A 13,240-nucleotide genomic window follows, 5' to 3' on the forward strand; every position below is an offset into this window, starting at 1 on the left:
TCGCTTACCACTTCATTTCGCCCTTTCGCACCTTGGCGCCCAGTTCCAGCGTGGACACTTCGGCCGCTTGCGGGTAGGCCTGTTTCATCGCGGAGATCAGCTCGGCGCTATTCGCGGTTTGCGCGTTTTTAGCCTCGAAGGTTTTCAGATAGTCGCGGGTGTAGCGTATGGCGGAAACGTCCATCTTGTCGCCGGCTATCATGTGGCCCGGCACCACCACGGCCGGCTTCAGCGCCTCCATATCGTCCAACTGCTGGTACCAGCCCTTGCGCTCGGCGTCGTTCTGAGTGTCGGCGGTCCAGACGTGCATGCCGGAGTAAACGCCCACATTGCCGACGATGGCGCGGATGGACGGAATCCAGACATAGCCGCGGTGAGCCATCACGCCCTGGGTGTCGCGCAACTCCAGCGCCTTGCCTTCCAGCATGATCTTGTCGGTCTTGACCGCAGTCGGCAGCAGCGGCTTGGCCTGCGGGGCGTTGGCGCCCATCTTGGGACCCCAGAAGGCTACCTTGCCCTTCACATTGGCCTGGATGTGAGCCAGCACTTGCGGCGCGGCCACCAGCTCGGCCTGCGGGAAGATCTGCTTCAGCACGGTGGCGCCGAAGTAGTAGTCCGGGTCGGCCTGGCTGACGTAGATGGTTTTCAGGTTCTTGCCGCTGTCCAGCACGCGGGCGGCGATGCGGTAGGCGTCGGCGCGGGTAAAGCCGGTGTCGATCAGCACGGCGTCCTTGTCGCCGGTGACCAGCACAGAAGACACGTTGAAGCTGTTGCTGTCGGCGTTGTAGACGGACAGCTTGAGGTCGCCGGCATGGGCGAAACCGGCGGCGGCGAGGGCGGCGGCGATCAGGGTTTGACGGATCATGGTGTAACTCCTTAAGTCTTGAAGCCGGCGCCCGCCGGCGGGTTGCACTGCGTGTCAGTGAAGATGCGCACACTATAGGCGTAATTATCGAACCAATAAATGCGCTAAAATGCGCATTATTGTTTCTTAAATCGATCATATAAATGGACAGGCTCACCGCGATGCAGGTTTTCGCCGAAGTGGCCCAACTGGGCAGCTTCACCGCCGCCGGAGACAAGCTGGACATGTCCCGTCCCATGGTCACCCGCTATGTGGAGGAACTGGAGCAATGGCTGGGCGTGCGGCTATTGCAGCGCTCCACCCGCAAAGTCACCCTCACCGACGCCGGCCTCACTTGTCTGGCGCGCTGCCAGCAGATGCTGGAGCTGGCGGCCGAGGTGCGCGCCGACGCCAGCCTGCGCGACGGTCAGGTACGCGGCCTGCTGCGCGTGGCGGCCAGCACCTCGCTGGGTTTGGCGGTGCTGGGCGGGCTGGTGGCGGAGTTCAGCGAGCGCCACCCGCAGCTGCGCATCGACCTGCAGCTGGGCGACCGCGCCGTCAATCTGATAGAAGAAAGAATCGACCTCGCCATCCGCATCACCAACGATCCAGACCCCGGCCTGGTGGGACGGCGGCTGTGCGATTGCCGCTCGCTGGTGGTGGCCTCTCCCGCCTATCTGGCCCGCCACGGCGCGCCGTCCCATCCGCTGGAGCTGGAAAGCCACCGCTGCCTCAGCTACAGCCATTTCGGCCGCAGCGAATGGCATTTCCAGCGCGGCGACGAGCAGCAAAGCGCGCGCGTCAGCGGCGCGCTCAGCGCCAACGAAGCCAGCGCCCTGCTCTGCGCCGCGGCCGCCGGCGGCGGCATCGCCCTGCAACCCAGCTACCTGGCCGCGCCCTATGTCCGCCGCGGCGAACTGGTGGCCCTATTGCCGGACTGGCAGCCGCAAATACTGGGCATACACGCGCTGTATCCGTCACGCCGGCTGCTGCCGCTGTCGCTGCGCAGCCTGCTGGATTTCCTGCTGGAAAAGCTGGGCGGCCCGCTGCCGCCGTGGGACCGCGCGGACGCCTGAATCGCATCGCCTGATGTCGATTCGGCGCGGCCGCATGGCATGCGGCGCGCCTGGGTTTTTGGCAATTGCCGGCAGCGTCCAGATCGCCTAAGCTCAGCTACATGAAACATGCCGGTCATATCCGGCGCCAAGCAATCCGACAAGAAGTGGAATCAAACCGATGTGCCAGCTATTGGGCATGAATTGCAACATCCCCACCGACATCCTGTTCTCGTTCGAGGGCTTTCACCGCCGCGGCGGTCTCACCGACCACCATGCCGACGGCTGGGGCATCGCCTTCTTCGAACAGAAAGGCTGCCGCGTCTTCCTGGACGACAAGCCCTCGGTCGAGTCCCCCGTCGCCGAGCTGGTGCGGCGCTACCCGATCAAGTCGGAAAACGTCATCGCCCACATCCGCAAGGCCACCCAGGGCAAGGTCAATCTGGCCAACACGCATCCCTTCATGCGCGAGATGTGGGGGCAATACTGGATTTTCGCCCACAACGGCAATCTGGATAACTTCCAGCCCGCGCCCGGCCAGTATTTCCGCCCAGTGGGCACCACCGACTCCGAGCAGGCCTTCTGCTACCTGATGGAGCGGCTGCGCGCCAAATGGGCGGAACCGCCCGAGCTGGAGGCCTTGTTCGCAGAGGTGGCGGCGCTGGCCGCGGAAATCCGCGCCAGCGGCGTGTTCAACTTCATGCTGAGCAACGGCGAAGTGCTGTTCGCCCACTGCTCCACCCATCTGCACTACATCATCCGCCGCTCGCCGTTCAATACCGCCCACCTGGTGGATGACGACGTCAGCGTGGACTTCGCCACCGTCACCACCCCGCGCGATCAGGTGGCGATGATCGCCACCCAGCCGCTGACGGACAACGAGCACTGGACGGCGCTGGCGCCCGGCGAGCTGATCCTGTTCCGCGACGGCGCCCCGCTCATGACGCGCAAGGCCGACTGACGCCCCTGCCGATTGACGGTATGCTGAAGACAGGCCACCACCGACCGGACCCGTCATGAGCCGCTTCGACTTCAGCCAGCCGCCGTTCGACACCCTCAGCCCCGCCGAGCGCGACGCGCTGGAGGCGCGCGCCGACATCGTCTACTTTCCCGACGACGCCGTGGTGATCGCGCCGAACCAGGCGATAGACGCGATGTATGTGGTGATCAAGGGCAAGGTGTGCGAGCTGGCGGACGAGGAGGTGGTGGCCCGCTACCACCCGCGCGACAGCTTCGACGCCCGCGCGCTGATCGCCGGCCAGACGCCGCACCGTTTCCTGGTGGAAGAAGAAGCCCTGCTGTTCGCCCTGCCGCGGGCGGAACTGCTGGCCCTGACCGAAAATAACCCGCGCTTCGGCGCCTATTTCTACGCCGGCGTGTCGCACAAGCTGGGCATGCTGGCCCAGCGCGCCGGCAACCAGGAGCTGCAAACCCTGCTCACCGCCACCGTGCGCGACGCCGGCTGCCGCCAGCCGGTTTTCGTCGATGCGGCGGACAGCATCCGCGACGCGGCGGCGGCGATGAAATCGCACCGCAGCAAATCCGTGCTGGTGCGCGCAGGCGAGCGGCTGGGCATTTTCACCACCACAGACTTCCGCGACATCATCGTGGACGGCGTGGACAGCGCCGAGCCGGTAGGCCGCCATTGCGGCTACGACTTGCTGACCATAGACATCGACGACTTTCTGTTCAATGCGCTCTTGCTGATGACGCAGCGCAATCTGCGCCGGCTGGTGGTGACCGACCGCGGCAGCGCCGTGGGCATCCTGGCCCAGGTGGACGTGTTGTCTTATTTCTCCAATCACTCCCACCTGATCGCCCAAAGGCTGGAGCAAGCCAGCAGCCTGGACGAGCTGAGCGATATCGCCGGCCAGATCGACCGCCTGATCCGCATCCTGTCCGGCCATGGCGTGCGGCCGCCGCAGCTGGGCCGGCTGGTGCAGGCGCTGAACGCCCGTCTGTTTTCGCGCGCCTGGCGCATGATCGCCCCGGCCGACCTGGTGGACAACAGCTGCCTGATCGTGCTGGGCTCTGAGGGCCGCGGCGAGCAGATTCTGAAAACCGACCAGGACAATGCCCTGCTGCTGCGCGACGGCTACGCGCCGGAGCGGCTGGCGGAGCATTGCCAGGCCTTCTCCGCCGCCCTGGCCCGCTTCGGCTATCCGCCCTGCCCCGGCGGCGTCATGGTCAGCAATCCGGAATGGCGGCTGACGCGCGCGGCCATGCGCGACCGCATCCACGGCTGGCTGGCCCATCCCAGCGGCGAGGGCATGATGCGGCTGGCCATTTTCTGCGACGCCGAAGCGGTGTGCGGCGACGCCAGCCTGCTGCAGGACAGCCGCGCCTACCTGCGCGAACGGCTGCAAGACGACGCCGGCTTCTACGCCCGCTTCGCCCGCGCCGTGGACCAGTTTGACACGCCGCTCGGCCCGTTCTCGCGCCTGCGCACGCGCGAACATGAGGGACAAGATGCGCTGGACCTGAAAAAAGGCGGCATCTTCCCGCTGGTGCACGGCCTGCGCGCCCTGGCGCTGGAAAACAGCGTGGCCGAAACCGCCAGTCCGGCGCGCGCCCAGGCGCTGGTGGCGCAAGGCCGGCTGGAGCCGGCGCTGGCCGACGACGTGTGCGAGGCGCTATCCATCCTGGCCCAGCTGCGGCTGGAGCACGGTCTGCGCCGCATGGACGCGGGCCAGCCGCCGGACAATCTGCTGCCGCCTGAGCAACTGTCCACCCTGGAGCGGGACTTGCTGAAGGAGGCGCTGGCGGTGGTGAAGCGCTTCAAGGCGCTGTTGCGCCACCATTTCCGCTTGGGCAGCCTGTGATGCTGGACCGCTTGCGCAAACGCTGGCAACTGGCGAAACTGCGCGATCCGCGCTGGTGCAGCCTGCTTGACGAGCATCCTCACGAGCTGGTCAGCCTGGACTGCGAAACCACCAGCCTCAATATCCAGGAGGCCGAGCTGCTGTCCATAGGCGCGGTCAAGCTGCGCGGCAACCGCATCCTCAGCAGCGAATCGCTCTACCTGTTGGTCAAGCCGCAAGCCGCGCTCGAAGGCGGCAACATCGCCATCCACGGCCTGCGCCAACGCGACCTGGCGGATGGACTGGCGCCGCAAGAAGCGATCAGACAGCTGCTGGCCTTCATCGATGGCCGCCCCTTGCTTGGCTACTACCTGGAATACGACGTGGCGGTGCTGAACAAATATGTGAAGCCGCTGCTGGGCATAGGCCTGCCGCAGCGGAAGATAGAGGTTTCCGGGCTGTATTACGACTATAAGTTCAAGCAAAATCACGGCGCCCATATCGACCTGCGGCTGGCGGAGCTCTACCGCGACCTGGCCATTCCCGCCCCGCCGCGCCATGACGCCTTAAACGATGCCCTGGGCGTAGCCATGCTCTACCAGGCGTTGCGCCAGCGCGGCCATGGCTAAACCATATGACGCAATATTTATAAACACTTGCCTTTGAGTCCAGTTCTGCATCTGGCACGCAGCTTGCTCCTTACCGGATCAGCAAGCCATTGTTCCGGCAAGAAAAATCGGAAAACCGACATATTCCCACCGGCAAGGCGGCAAACCAAGGCGGCAAGGCGGCAAGAATTGCAGGCCGCCCGGTCCAGGACAGCGGCGGATCCGTGAAGCGCTGCCCGGCATCCACGTTTTCAAGGAGAAGCACCATGTCTATCCGCAGCACTGACAATTGGCAGCAACTGCATTCGCTGCATCAGCTACGCCGACAAGATATCGGCCATCCGACGCCATACGGACAACAGGGCGACCTGGCCGGCGCGCAGCAGGCCTTGGCCGCACTGCAGCAATGGAACGGTTCCCAATCCGGCTCCGGCAGCCAGGATTTCAGCGCCGCCCTGAACCAGGCGATCAGCGCGACCGCCTCAAGTTCCAGCGCCAGCGCCGCCACCACCGCCACCGACCCCATCAGCGTGGCCAACAACAGCCAGACCACCGGCAGCGCATCCAACGCATCCAACGTATCCGGCTCGGGCAGCTCCATTTCCTCGTTGCTGAATAGCCTGGGCCAAGACCTGCAATCCGGCAACCTGAGCCAAGCGCAACAGGCCTTCCAGCAGCTGCAGCAAGGCCTGCAACAGGCCAACGGCGCGCAGGAGAGCCAGGGCGGCCATCGCCACCATCACCACCATCATCATCATGGCGGCGGCGATCAAAACAACGGCTTGGCCAATCTGCTGAACAGCGGCAATCAGACTGCCAGCCGAAGCAGCAGTAGCAATACCAACAACGCCAACAGCGCCTCTGCGGTGAGCAACGCGCTCAATCAGCAGGCCCAGGCCGCGCTAAGCCTGTATCAGGCCAGCGCCGGCAACAACGACATCACCAGCCTGTTGATGTCCTTATCGGTGTAAGCCCTGCCCCAAGCAGGCGAAAATGAAACGCCGCCGCTGGCGGCGTTTCATTTTCCGATCCACGGACGCGAGGCGCGCCGCGGCGTCAATCCAGCGTCTTGCGGAAACGTTTCAGGCCTATGCCCATCACCACGGCGATGAACAGCAGCAGCGGCCACACATTCAGCCACAGCACCTCCGGGCCATTGCCCTTGAGCATGACGCCGCGAATCAGCCGCAAGAAATGCGTCAGCGGCAAGACCTCGCCCACCACCTGCGCCCACTCTGGCATGCCGCGAAACGGGAACATGAAGCCGGTCAACAGCATGGATGGCAGAAAGAAAAAGAAGGTCAGCTGCATGGCCTGGGTCTGATTGCGGGCGACGCTGGAAATGGTGATGCCCACCGTCAGATTGGCGCCGATGAAGGTCAGCACGCACAGCAGCAATAGCGGCAGGCTGCCGACGAACGGCACATGGAACACGAACTGCGCCGCCAGCAGGATCACCGCCACCTGCACATAGCCGATCAACACATAGGGCGCGATCTTGCCCACCATCACCTCCAGCGGCCGCACCGGCGTCGCCAGCAGGTTCTCCATGGTGCCGCGCTCCACCTCGCGCGTGATGCCCAGCGCCGTCATCATGATCATGGTCATGGTCAGAATCACGCCCATCAGCCCCGGCACGATATTGTACTGGGTGACGCCTTCCGGGTTGTAGCGGCGCTGGATGCGCAAGTCGAACGGACTGGCTCCCGGCTGCAGCCCGGCCAGCGGGCCGGTCAGATCATGCGCCAGCGCGGTGGCGGCCAATTGCTGCATGGTGGCGATGGCGTTGCCGGTGGCAGAAGGATCTGTGGCGTCGGCGGCCAGCAGCAGGGTCGGCCGCTCGCCGCGCACCAGCTTGCGGCTGAAGTCCGGCGGAATCACCACGGCGAACTGCGCGCGACCGGACGCCAGCATGGCGTCGGCCTCGGCATCGCCGGCATCGGTTCGGATCAAATCGTAATAGCCGGAGTTGGCCATGGACGCGATCAGGGCGCGGCTGAAGCGGCTTTGATCGTGGGCCACCACCACTGTCGGCAAGTGCTTGGGATCGCCGTTGATGGCGAAGCCGAAAATGGTCAGCTGCACCAGCGGCAGCAGCAACATCATGGCGAAGGTGATGCGGTCCCGCCGCAGCTGGATGAATTCCTTGAGGATGATCGCCCATAACCGGGCCAGGCTGAAACGCTCGCTCATTGCTGAACTCTCCTTGCCGGCGCTCGCTCATGCTAGGCGCCGGCCAAAACGCCGAAACGACCCGCCGGCTACGCCCGCGCTTCCGCCGGCGCGATCAGCCCCGCAATCAGCGCCAGCCCGCCGCTGATGCAGTGGTGCATGAATATCCAGTCCGCGCCGGCCGGCAGCCTGCCGCCGAAATGCGCCTGGATGATGGGAAGCAAAGTGGTGAACTCCACCATCGCGATCAGGGCCAGCGCCGTGCGGCGGGAAAATTTCCCAAACAGGGCAAGCGCGCCCACCATGGCCAGCGTGACGCAAGCGCCGGCCGCCCAGTCGCGCGCGGCCAGCCCCGGCAAGGCAAACGCTTCATCCGGCGCCATCGTGATATTCGCCGGCACGCTGGGCACGCCCAGGTTATGAGCGAAGCCGACCTGGATCGCCGTGGAGCAAAACAAGCCGATATTGGCCAATAAGGCGAAGACCACGAATGCATTCACAAACTTGTTTCTGTTGATTGTCATATTTTCTCCGAAGATTCAGCGAAAGTTGTCCATGGATTGCCGCATCAGATGAATGAACACATCCTCCAAGGCCGGCGAGCCGGCTTCGAATTGCAGCCCCGGCCGGCCGCGGTGCGGCGCCAGCGCCGCCGCCAGCGCCTCGGGATCGGCGCCGCTGACATGCAGGGCATTGCCGAAACGGGTCACCATTTCCACTGCCGGCGACCGCTCCAGCTCATTGGCCAGGCCGGCCGCGCCCTGGCCGGCTATGGTCCAGGTGACCAGATCGGACTGCTCGATCAACTCATCCGGTGTGCCCATGGCCAGCAGCTTGCCGTAGGCGATATAGCCCAGGCGGTGGCAGCGCTCGGCCTCGTCCATATAGTGGGTGGACACCAGCACGGTGATGCCCTCGTGCGCCAGCTTGTGGATCTCGTCCCAGAAGTCGCGCCGCGCCTGCGGGTCGACGCCCGCCGTCGGCTCGTCCAACAGCAATAGCCGAGGCTGGTGCAGCATGCAGGCGGCCAGCGCCAGCCTCTGCTTCCAGCCGCCGGACAAACGCCCGGCCAGCTGGGTTTGCCGCCCCGTCAGGCCCAGCCGCTCCAGCGCCGCGTCCACGCGCTCCCGCCGCCGGTCCATGCCGTAAACGCGGCCGACGAAATCCAGGTTCTCGCGTATGGTCAGGTCCTCGTACAGGCCGAAGCGCTGGGTCATATAGCCAACCTCGCGCTTGATCGCCGCCGCCTCGCGCACCACGTCGTAGCCCAGGGTGTGGCCGGTGCCGCCGTCCGGCGTCAGCAGGCCGCACATCATGCGGATGGAGGTGGTTTTGCCGGAGCCGTTGGGACCGAGGAAACCGTAGATTTCGCCGCCGCGCACCTGCATATTGAGGCCGTCGACCACGGTCTTGTCGCCAAAGCGCTTGGTCAGGCCTTGCACGTCTATCACATAGCCGTTCATGGCCGGCCCGCCAGACGCACGTCCACCGGCTGGCCGGGCCGCAGGCGCGCGGCGTCGCCGGCGGATGGCGCGGCTTCCGCCATCCATACCAATTCGCTGCGGTTTTCCTTGCTGTAAATCATGGGCGGCGTGTACTCCGCGTCGCGGGCCATGAAGCGCACGGTGGCGGCGATGGGCTGGCCGCAGCCGTCGCAGCTGAGCGTAACCTTGGCGCCCGGCGCGAATGCTTTCAACAGCGGCTCCGGCACGAAGAAGCGCGCCTTGACCCCGCCCGGCGCCAGCAGCTCCAGCACCGGCGCGCCGGCCGGCACCCATTCGCCCACGCGGTAGAAGCTGTCCTCCACCCGCGCCGCCAGCGGCGCCGCCACCGCTTTTTGCGCCAGCGTCCATTGCCGTTGCGCCAATTGCGCCCGCGCCGCATCCGCGCCGGCCTGCGCGGCCAGCCGGCTCTGCTCGCGGCCGGCCAGCTTGCCGCTGCGCAGCTGCGCCTGCAGCTCGGCCACATGCGCGGCGTCGGCATCGCGCTTGCTCCGGTAAGCGTCCAGCGCGGCCGGGGAGAGGAAACCGCTGCCGGCCAGTTCGCGCTGGCGCTTCCAGTCCGCTTCGGACTGGCGCAGCGCCGTCTCGGCCATGCGCAAATCGGCCTCCAGCACGGCCAGCTCATCGGGCCGCTTGCCGCTGTCCAGGTCGGCCGCCTGCGCCCGCGCCTGCTTCACGCGCGCGTCGGCCTCCGCCACCGCCGCCTTTTCATTGTCTTGTTCCAGCACGAACAGGATCTGCCCCGCCGCCACCGCATCGCCGCGCTCAGCCTGCAGTTTCAACAGCCTGCCGGCCACCGGCGCCGCCAGCCGCACCGGCTCCGTCTCGACATAGCCATGCAGCGCATCGCTGGCCCCGCTCTCGCAGCCCGCCAACGCCAATAAGGACGGCAACGCCGCCGCAACCATCCAGCTACGCATGCTTGCTCCTTTCCATCGCGGCCAAGGCGTTCAGGCCGGCCCAGGAAAACTGGCTGATATGTTCGGCCAGCTCGTCCAGGCCATCCGCGCGCTGATAGAAACCGGGCCGCATTTTTTCCACCAGGGCCCGCATGCCGACATAGGCCATGCTCTGGCTCACCACGCTGATGCCGCAACGCGCCAACAGGTCCGGCGTCGCATCCGGGCCAAACAGCTCGGCCAACAGGCCGAACAGAATGGCCGACTGCGGCTTGATCACATGCTCCAGCATCGACTCCAGCGCCGGCGTCGGATTGGCCGCCTCCCGCACCATCAGGCTGGCGATGCGCGAGGGGCTGGCCGGGTCCAGCATGCGCCGCACCAGGGCTTGCACGAAAGTGCGGAAGCGCTGTTCCAGCGGCAGCTCCCGCGGCAGCGGCGGCACCGGGGCGTGCCGAAAGGCCAGCCTGGCATGGTGTTGCAGCACCGCCAGATACAGGCCCTCTTTGCCGCCGAAATGGTAGTTGATGGCCGACAGGCGCACGCCCGCCAGCGCGGCGATGTCCTTGACCCGCGCGGCCTTGCAGCCATCGGCCAGGAAGACCTCGGTGGCGGCACTGAGCAGGGCCTGCCGGGTTTCATCGCCGGTGGCGTGCTTGGGAGATGGCGTCTCTGGCTGGAACATAATGGGCTGGCTCGATATTTGGAAAATATTTTCCAAATTATCTGGAAATTTTTTTCCAATTGCAAGCAAACCGTGACGGCGCTTCAAATCAAAGGGACAAGACGCGCGATGCGCCACGATGCGGGTGGGGAAGGATTCAGCGCCGGCGCGGGCCAGATGGCGCGACGCGGGGCCGGGGGTTTTGTTGGCGGGTCTTAGTGAAACGGCGCCAGCAGCCTGCGCACTTCCTGCCTGCCGGCATAGGAGTCGCAGGCCAGGCGCAAGCGCAGCATGGTGGAGGAGTCGCGCGACAGCGCGCTAGCGCGCGAGACATAGATGGCCAGCGGCTGCTCGCTGAACAGCCATTCGCCCACCTGCCGCTCCTCCAGGCCAGCCTCGTCCAGCACATTGCCGCAGCCGGGGCGGACGCAGACCGTGGCGTCCAGCCGCCCCGCCGCCAGCATGCGCACACCTTGGCTCATGTCGCTGATCAGCACCTGCTTGTGCGGCACGGCGCGGTCGAACGCCTCCAGTGTCCGGCTGCCGCGCAATTCGCCTATGCTCATGCCGGCGAAGCTGGCCGCGTTGTCGTGCCGGCGTCCCGCGCCGCGCCCATACAGCAAGGACACCTTGAGCGAGCCTATGGTGCAGACGGCGATGCCGTAACGGTCGCGCTCAGGCGTGGGAATGCCCAGATTGATGGCGTTTTCGCCGCTGCGCATGCCGTCTATCACGCGCAGATACGGCCAGGCGCGGGCATCCACGGTGAAGCCGGCCCGCTCGGCCAGAAAGCGGATGAAGTCCGGCCCCACTCCGCGGTCGGTGTCGAGTATGCCCCAGGGCTCCACCGCCAGCGTGTAGGACTGGTAATGCGGCGGCTGGGCCATGCCGGCCGCCGCCGCCAGGGTCAGGATCGCGCCGGCAGTCAGCCGCATCGCCGCGCCCCCTATACCCGGAAGCGGGAGACGGTGGCGTGCAGCTCCTCCGCCAGCGCGTTCAAGCGTTGCGCGGCACCGGAAGTGGAGTCGGCGGCGTCGCTGCTTTCCTCGGAAATCTGCGCGATGCGCTCCAGTTGCTGGGCTATCGTCGTGCTGGCGTCGGCCTGCTCGGCGATAGCCGCCGCGATCTCCCCGACCAAGGCCACCGCCTCGGCCGAGCGGCTGCTGATCTCGGTGATGGTTTCGCCGGCTCGATTGGCCGATTGCTCGCAGCCCTGCACGCCGCTCACCACCTCGTCCATCCGCCGCACCGCGTTCATCGCCTCCTGCTGCATCGCCTGAATCATGCCGTCTATCTCCAGCGTGGCCTGGGCCGTGCGCTCCGCCAGTTTGCGCACCTCGTCCGCCACCACGGCGAAGCCGCGGCCGGTTTCGCCGGCGCGCGCCGCTTCGATGGAGGCGTTCAGCGCCAATAGGTTGGTCTGTTCGGCCACGCCCTTGATCACTTCGGTCACCCGGCCTATCGCCGCCACCTGATCGCGCAGCGTGTCCACCGTGCCGGCCGCCTCGCGCACGGCGTCGACCGAGGTCTGAATCTGCCCCACCGTGCGCAGTATCACCTGCTCGCCGGACGCGGCCAGTTGCCCGGAGTCGCTGCTGAGCCGGCTCGCCTCCTGCGCGCGGTCCCGCACATGGGCGATGCTGACCGTCAATTGCTCGACCGAGGCCGCCATGCTGGAGCAGGCCTGGGACGACGTCGCCGCGCTGTCCGCCAGCTCGTCCGCCGTTTCGCGCATGCCGCGGGCGGATTCCGCCACGCCGCCGACCGCGCCGCCCACCTCCACGAAACTGTCTTGCAGCGTTTGCAGCAAGGAATCCAGCGCCTGCAGCGCGTCGGCGATCTCATCCCGCCCCGCCGGCTGGGTGCGGCGCGTGAAGTCCAGCTCGCGCGCCACCTTGGCCAACGCGTCGCGCGCGCCGTCCAAAGGCACGGTGATGGAGCGCTGCAGCAGATAGCCGACGGCCAACAACACCAGCGCGCCCAGCGCGATCACCGTCAGCATCTGCCGCCACGCCGCCGCGTAATCCTGCTCCGCGCCCGCGCGCCCCGCGCTCGCGTCGTCGCGGCTGCTCTTGACCATATCGTCCACCAGCGCGCCCATGGAGCTGGCCGCGCCGTTGATCTTGGGGTTGTACACCGGCGGAGGATGCTCGGGATCGGCCAGCGAAGCCGCCAGCAAGGGCGTGATCGCGTCTATGTATTCGGCCAGCGTGGACTGGAACTGCTCGGCCTTCTGTTGCTGCTCCGGCGGCAAGGGCAGCTTGTGATAGGCCGTCAGCAACTGATCCAGGTTCTCCCGGTGTTTGCGTATCAGCTGCTCCGCCGCGCGTTTGACATCGGGATTGCGCGAGGCGATGTGGCGCACCGTCTCCAGCCGCATGCCCGTCAGTTCGGCGCTCAGGCTGCGCGAGATGTCCACCTCGGCCAGCGACACCTCGTCCAGCTTGCGCAACTGCTGCTGCACGGCGCTCAGGCGAGACAGACTGATCGCGCCCAAGAGCACGAAGGAGACTATGGACAGGATAATCAACACGGCGATACGCCGCCCCACCGTCAAACGCCATGCCATCTCCGCCTCCCCGCCGCAGGCCGCGGCGTTGCTACGCATCAGTACAGTGTAGACTAGGATGGCGCGCGCAAAAGCCCATGCGGCGCGTCCGACGCCAGCGATATCCAGCCTCCGCGTTTCGCGCTA

Annotated in this window: 13 protein-coding genes; 5 read left to right on the forward strand and 8 right to left on the reverse strand. The window is 66.2% G+C overall.

Features of this window, described 5'->3' with window-relative positions; all coding sequences use genetic code 11:
- Window positions 1-4: 4 nt before the first annotated feature.
- A complete protein-coding gene (locus tag FYK34_RS08865; RefSeq protein ID WP_149296033.1) occupies window positions 5-865 on the reverse strand; it encodes an MBL fold metallo-hydrolase in 861 nt (286 codons plus the stop codon).
- A 143-nt stretch (window positions 866-1,008) separates the two neighbouring features.
- Between FYK34_RS08865 and FYK34_RS08870 the strand changes: the two genes are divergently transcribed.
- The 5 genes from FYK34_RS08870 to FYK34_RS20620 all read left to right on the forward strand — a co-directional run bounded on the left by FYK34_RS08870 (window position 1,009) and on the right by FYK34_RS20620 (window position 6,279).
- Window positions 1,009-1,920, forward strand: a complete 912-nt coding sequence (locus FYK34_RS08870) for a LysR substrate-binding domain-containing protein (RefSeq protein WP_149296034.1) — start codon at window positions 1,009-1,011, stop codon at window positions 1,918-1,920.
- Between the two features lie 160 nt (window positions 1,921-2,080).
- Complete coding sequence (locus tag FYK34_RS08875; protein WP_149296035.1) at window positions 2,081-2,860, forward strand: class II glutamine amidotransferase; 780 nt, start codon at window positions 2,081-2,083, stop codon at window positions 2,858-2,860.
- Between the two features lie 55 nt (window positions 2,861-2,915).
- On the forward strand, window positions 2,916-4,721 hold the full coding sequence (locus FYK34_RS08880; protein ID WP_149296036.1) for a putative nucleotidyltransferase substrate binding domain-containing protein: 1,806 nt from the start codon (window positions 2,916-2,918) through the stop codon (window positions 4,719-4,721).
- Window positions 4,721-5,329: a 3'-5' exonuclease gene (locus tag FYK34_RS08885; protein ID WP_149296037.1), complete on the forward strand. Its 609-nt coding sequence runs from the start codon at window positions 4,721-4,723 to the stop codon at window positions 5,327-5,329. Before FYK34_RS08880 ends, FYK34_RS08885 begins: the two co-directional genes overlap by 1 nt.
- A 245-nt stretch (window positions 5,330-5,574) precedes the next feature.
- Window positions 5,575-6,279, forward strand: coding sequence for a hypothetical protein (locus tag FYK34_RS20620; protein ID WP_174774511.1), 705 nt, complete (start codon window positions 5,575-5,577; stop codon window positions 6,277-6,279).
- 85 nt (window positions 6,280-6,364) lie between these two features.
- Here FYK34_RS20620 and FYK34_RS08895 read toward each other — a convergent pair whose 3' ends face one another.
- The 7 genes from FYK34_RS08895 to FYK34_RS08925 all read right to left on the reverse strand — a co-directional run bounded on the left by FYK34_RS08895 (window position 6,365) and on the right by FYK34_RS08925 (window position 13,114).
- Window positions 6,365-7,501 (reverse strand): ABC transporter permease, encoded by a 1,137-nt coding sequence (locus FYK34_RS08895; protein ID WP_149296038.1) that lies wholly within the window; start codon window positions 7,499-7,501, stop codon window positions 6,365-6,367.
- A gap of 68 nt (window positions 7,502-7,569) precedes the next feature.
- Window positions 7,570-8,004 (reverse strand): hypothetical protein, encoded by a 435-nt coding sequence (locus FYK34_RS08900; protein ID WP_149296039.1) that lies wholly within the window; start codon window positions 8,002-8,004, stop codon window positions 7,570-7,572.
- Window positions 8,005-8,019: 15 nt separating this feature from the next.
- Window positions 8,020-8,943: an ABC transporter ATP-binding protein gene (locus FYK34_RS08905; RefSeq protein ID WP_196782669.1), complete on the reverse strand. Its 924-nt coding sequence runs from the start codon at window positions 8,941-8,943 to the stop codon at window positions 8,020-8,022.
- Window positions 8,940-9,902 carry an HlyD family secretion protein gene (locus tag FYK34_RS08910; protein ID WP_196782671.1) on the reverse strand — a complete coding sequence of 321 codons (963 nt, stop codon included), beginning with the start codon at window positions 9,900-9,902 and terminating at the stop codon, window positions 8,940-8,942. Before FYK34_RS08910 ends, FYK34_RS08905 begins: the two co-directional genes overlap by 4 nt.
- Window positions 9,895-10,566 carry a CerR family C-terminal domain-containing protein gene (locus FYK34_RS08915; RefSeq protein ID WP_149296041.1) on the reverse strand — a complete coding sequence of 224 codons (672 nt, stop codon included), beginning with the start codon at window positions 10,564-10,566 and terminating at the stop codon, window positions 9,895-9,897. The genes FYK34_RS08910 and FYK34_RS08915 overlap by 8 nt, the downstream gene beginning before the upstream one ends.
- Before the next feature lie 194 nt (window positions 10,567-10,760).
- Entirely contained in the window at window positions 10,761-11,480 is a 720-nt protein-coding gene (locus FYK34_RS08920) for a substrate-binding periplasmic protein (protein ID WP_149296042.1), read from the reverse strand.
- Between the two features lie 11 nt (window positions 11,481-11,491).
- Window positions 11,492-13,114: a methyl-accepting chemotaxis protein gene (locus tag FYK34_RS08925; protein WP_168209690.1), complete on the reverse strand. Its 1,623-nt coding sequence runs from the start codon at window positions 13,112-13,114 to the stop codon at window positions 11,492-11,494.
- Window positions 13,115-13,240 lie beyond the last annotated feature (126 nt).

The organism is Chromobacterium paludis, assembly GCF_008275125.1.
Taxonomy (GTDB): domain Bacteria; phylum Pseudomonadota; class Gammaproteobacteria; order Burkholderiales; family Chromobacteriaceae; genus Chromobacterium; species Chromobacterium paludis.

Excerpts from the sequence above, each read along its gene's own strand:
- FYK34_RS08915 (WP_149296041.1), bottom strand. The coding sequence starts at position 10,566 with ATGTTCCAGCCAGAGACGCCATCTCCCAAGCACGCCACCGGCGATGAA.
- FYK34_RS08865 (WP_149296033.1), bottom strand. The coding sequence starts at position 865 with ATGATCCGTCAAACCCTGATCGCCGCCGCCCTCGCCGCCGCCGGTTTC.
- FYK34_RS08900 (WP_149296039.1), bottom strand. The coding sequence starts at position 8,004 with ATGACAATCAACAGAAACAAGTTTGTGAATGCATTCGTGGTCTTCGCC.
- FYK34_RS20620 (WP_174774511.1), top strand. The coding sequence starts at position 5,575 with ATGTCTATCCGCAGCACTGACAATTGGCAGCAACTGCATTCGCTGCAT.
- FYK34_RS08895 (WP_149296038.1), bottom strand. The coding sequence starts at position 7,501 with ATGAGCGAGCGTTTCAGCCTGGCCCGGTTATGGGCGATCATCCTCAAG.
- FYK34_RS08875 (WP_149296035.1), top strand. The coding sequence starts at position 2,081 with ATGTGCCAGCTATTGGGCATGAATTGCAACATCCCCACCGACATCCTG.
- FYK34_RS08880 (WP_149296036.1), top strand. The coding sequence starts at position 2,916 with ATGAGCCGCTTCGACTTCAGCCAGCCGCCGTTCGACACCCTCAGCCCC.
- FYK34_RS08910 (WP_196782671.1), bottom strand. The coding sequence starts at position 9,902 with ATGCGTAGCTGGATGGTTGCGGCGGCGTTGCCGTCCTTATTGGCGTTG.
- FYK34_RS08920 (WP_149296042.1), bottom strand. The coding sequence starts at position 11,480 with ATGCGGCTGACTGCCGGCGCGATCCTGACCCTGGCGGCGGCGGCCGGC.
- FYK34_RS08905 (WP_196782669.1), bottom strand. The coding sequence starts at position 8,943 with ATGAACGGCTATGTGATAGACGTGCAAGGCCTGACCAAGCGCTTTGGC.
- FYK34_RS08925 (WP_168209690.1), bottom strand. The coding sequence starts at position 13,114 with ATGGCATGGCGTTTGACGGTGGGGCGGCGTATCGCCGTGTTGATTATC.
- FYK34_RS08885 (WP_149296037.1), top strand. The coding sequence starts at position 4,721 with ATGCTGGACCGCTTGCGCAAACGCTGGCAACTGGCGAAACTGCGCGAT.
- FYK34_RS08870 (WP_149296034.1), top strand. The coding sequence starts at position 1,009 with ATGGACAGGCTCACCGCGATGCAGGTTTTCGCCGAAGTGGCCCAACTG.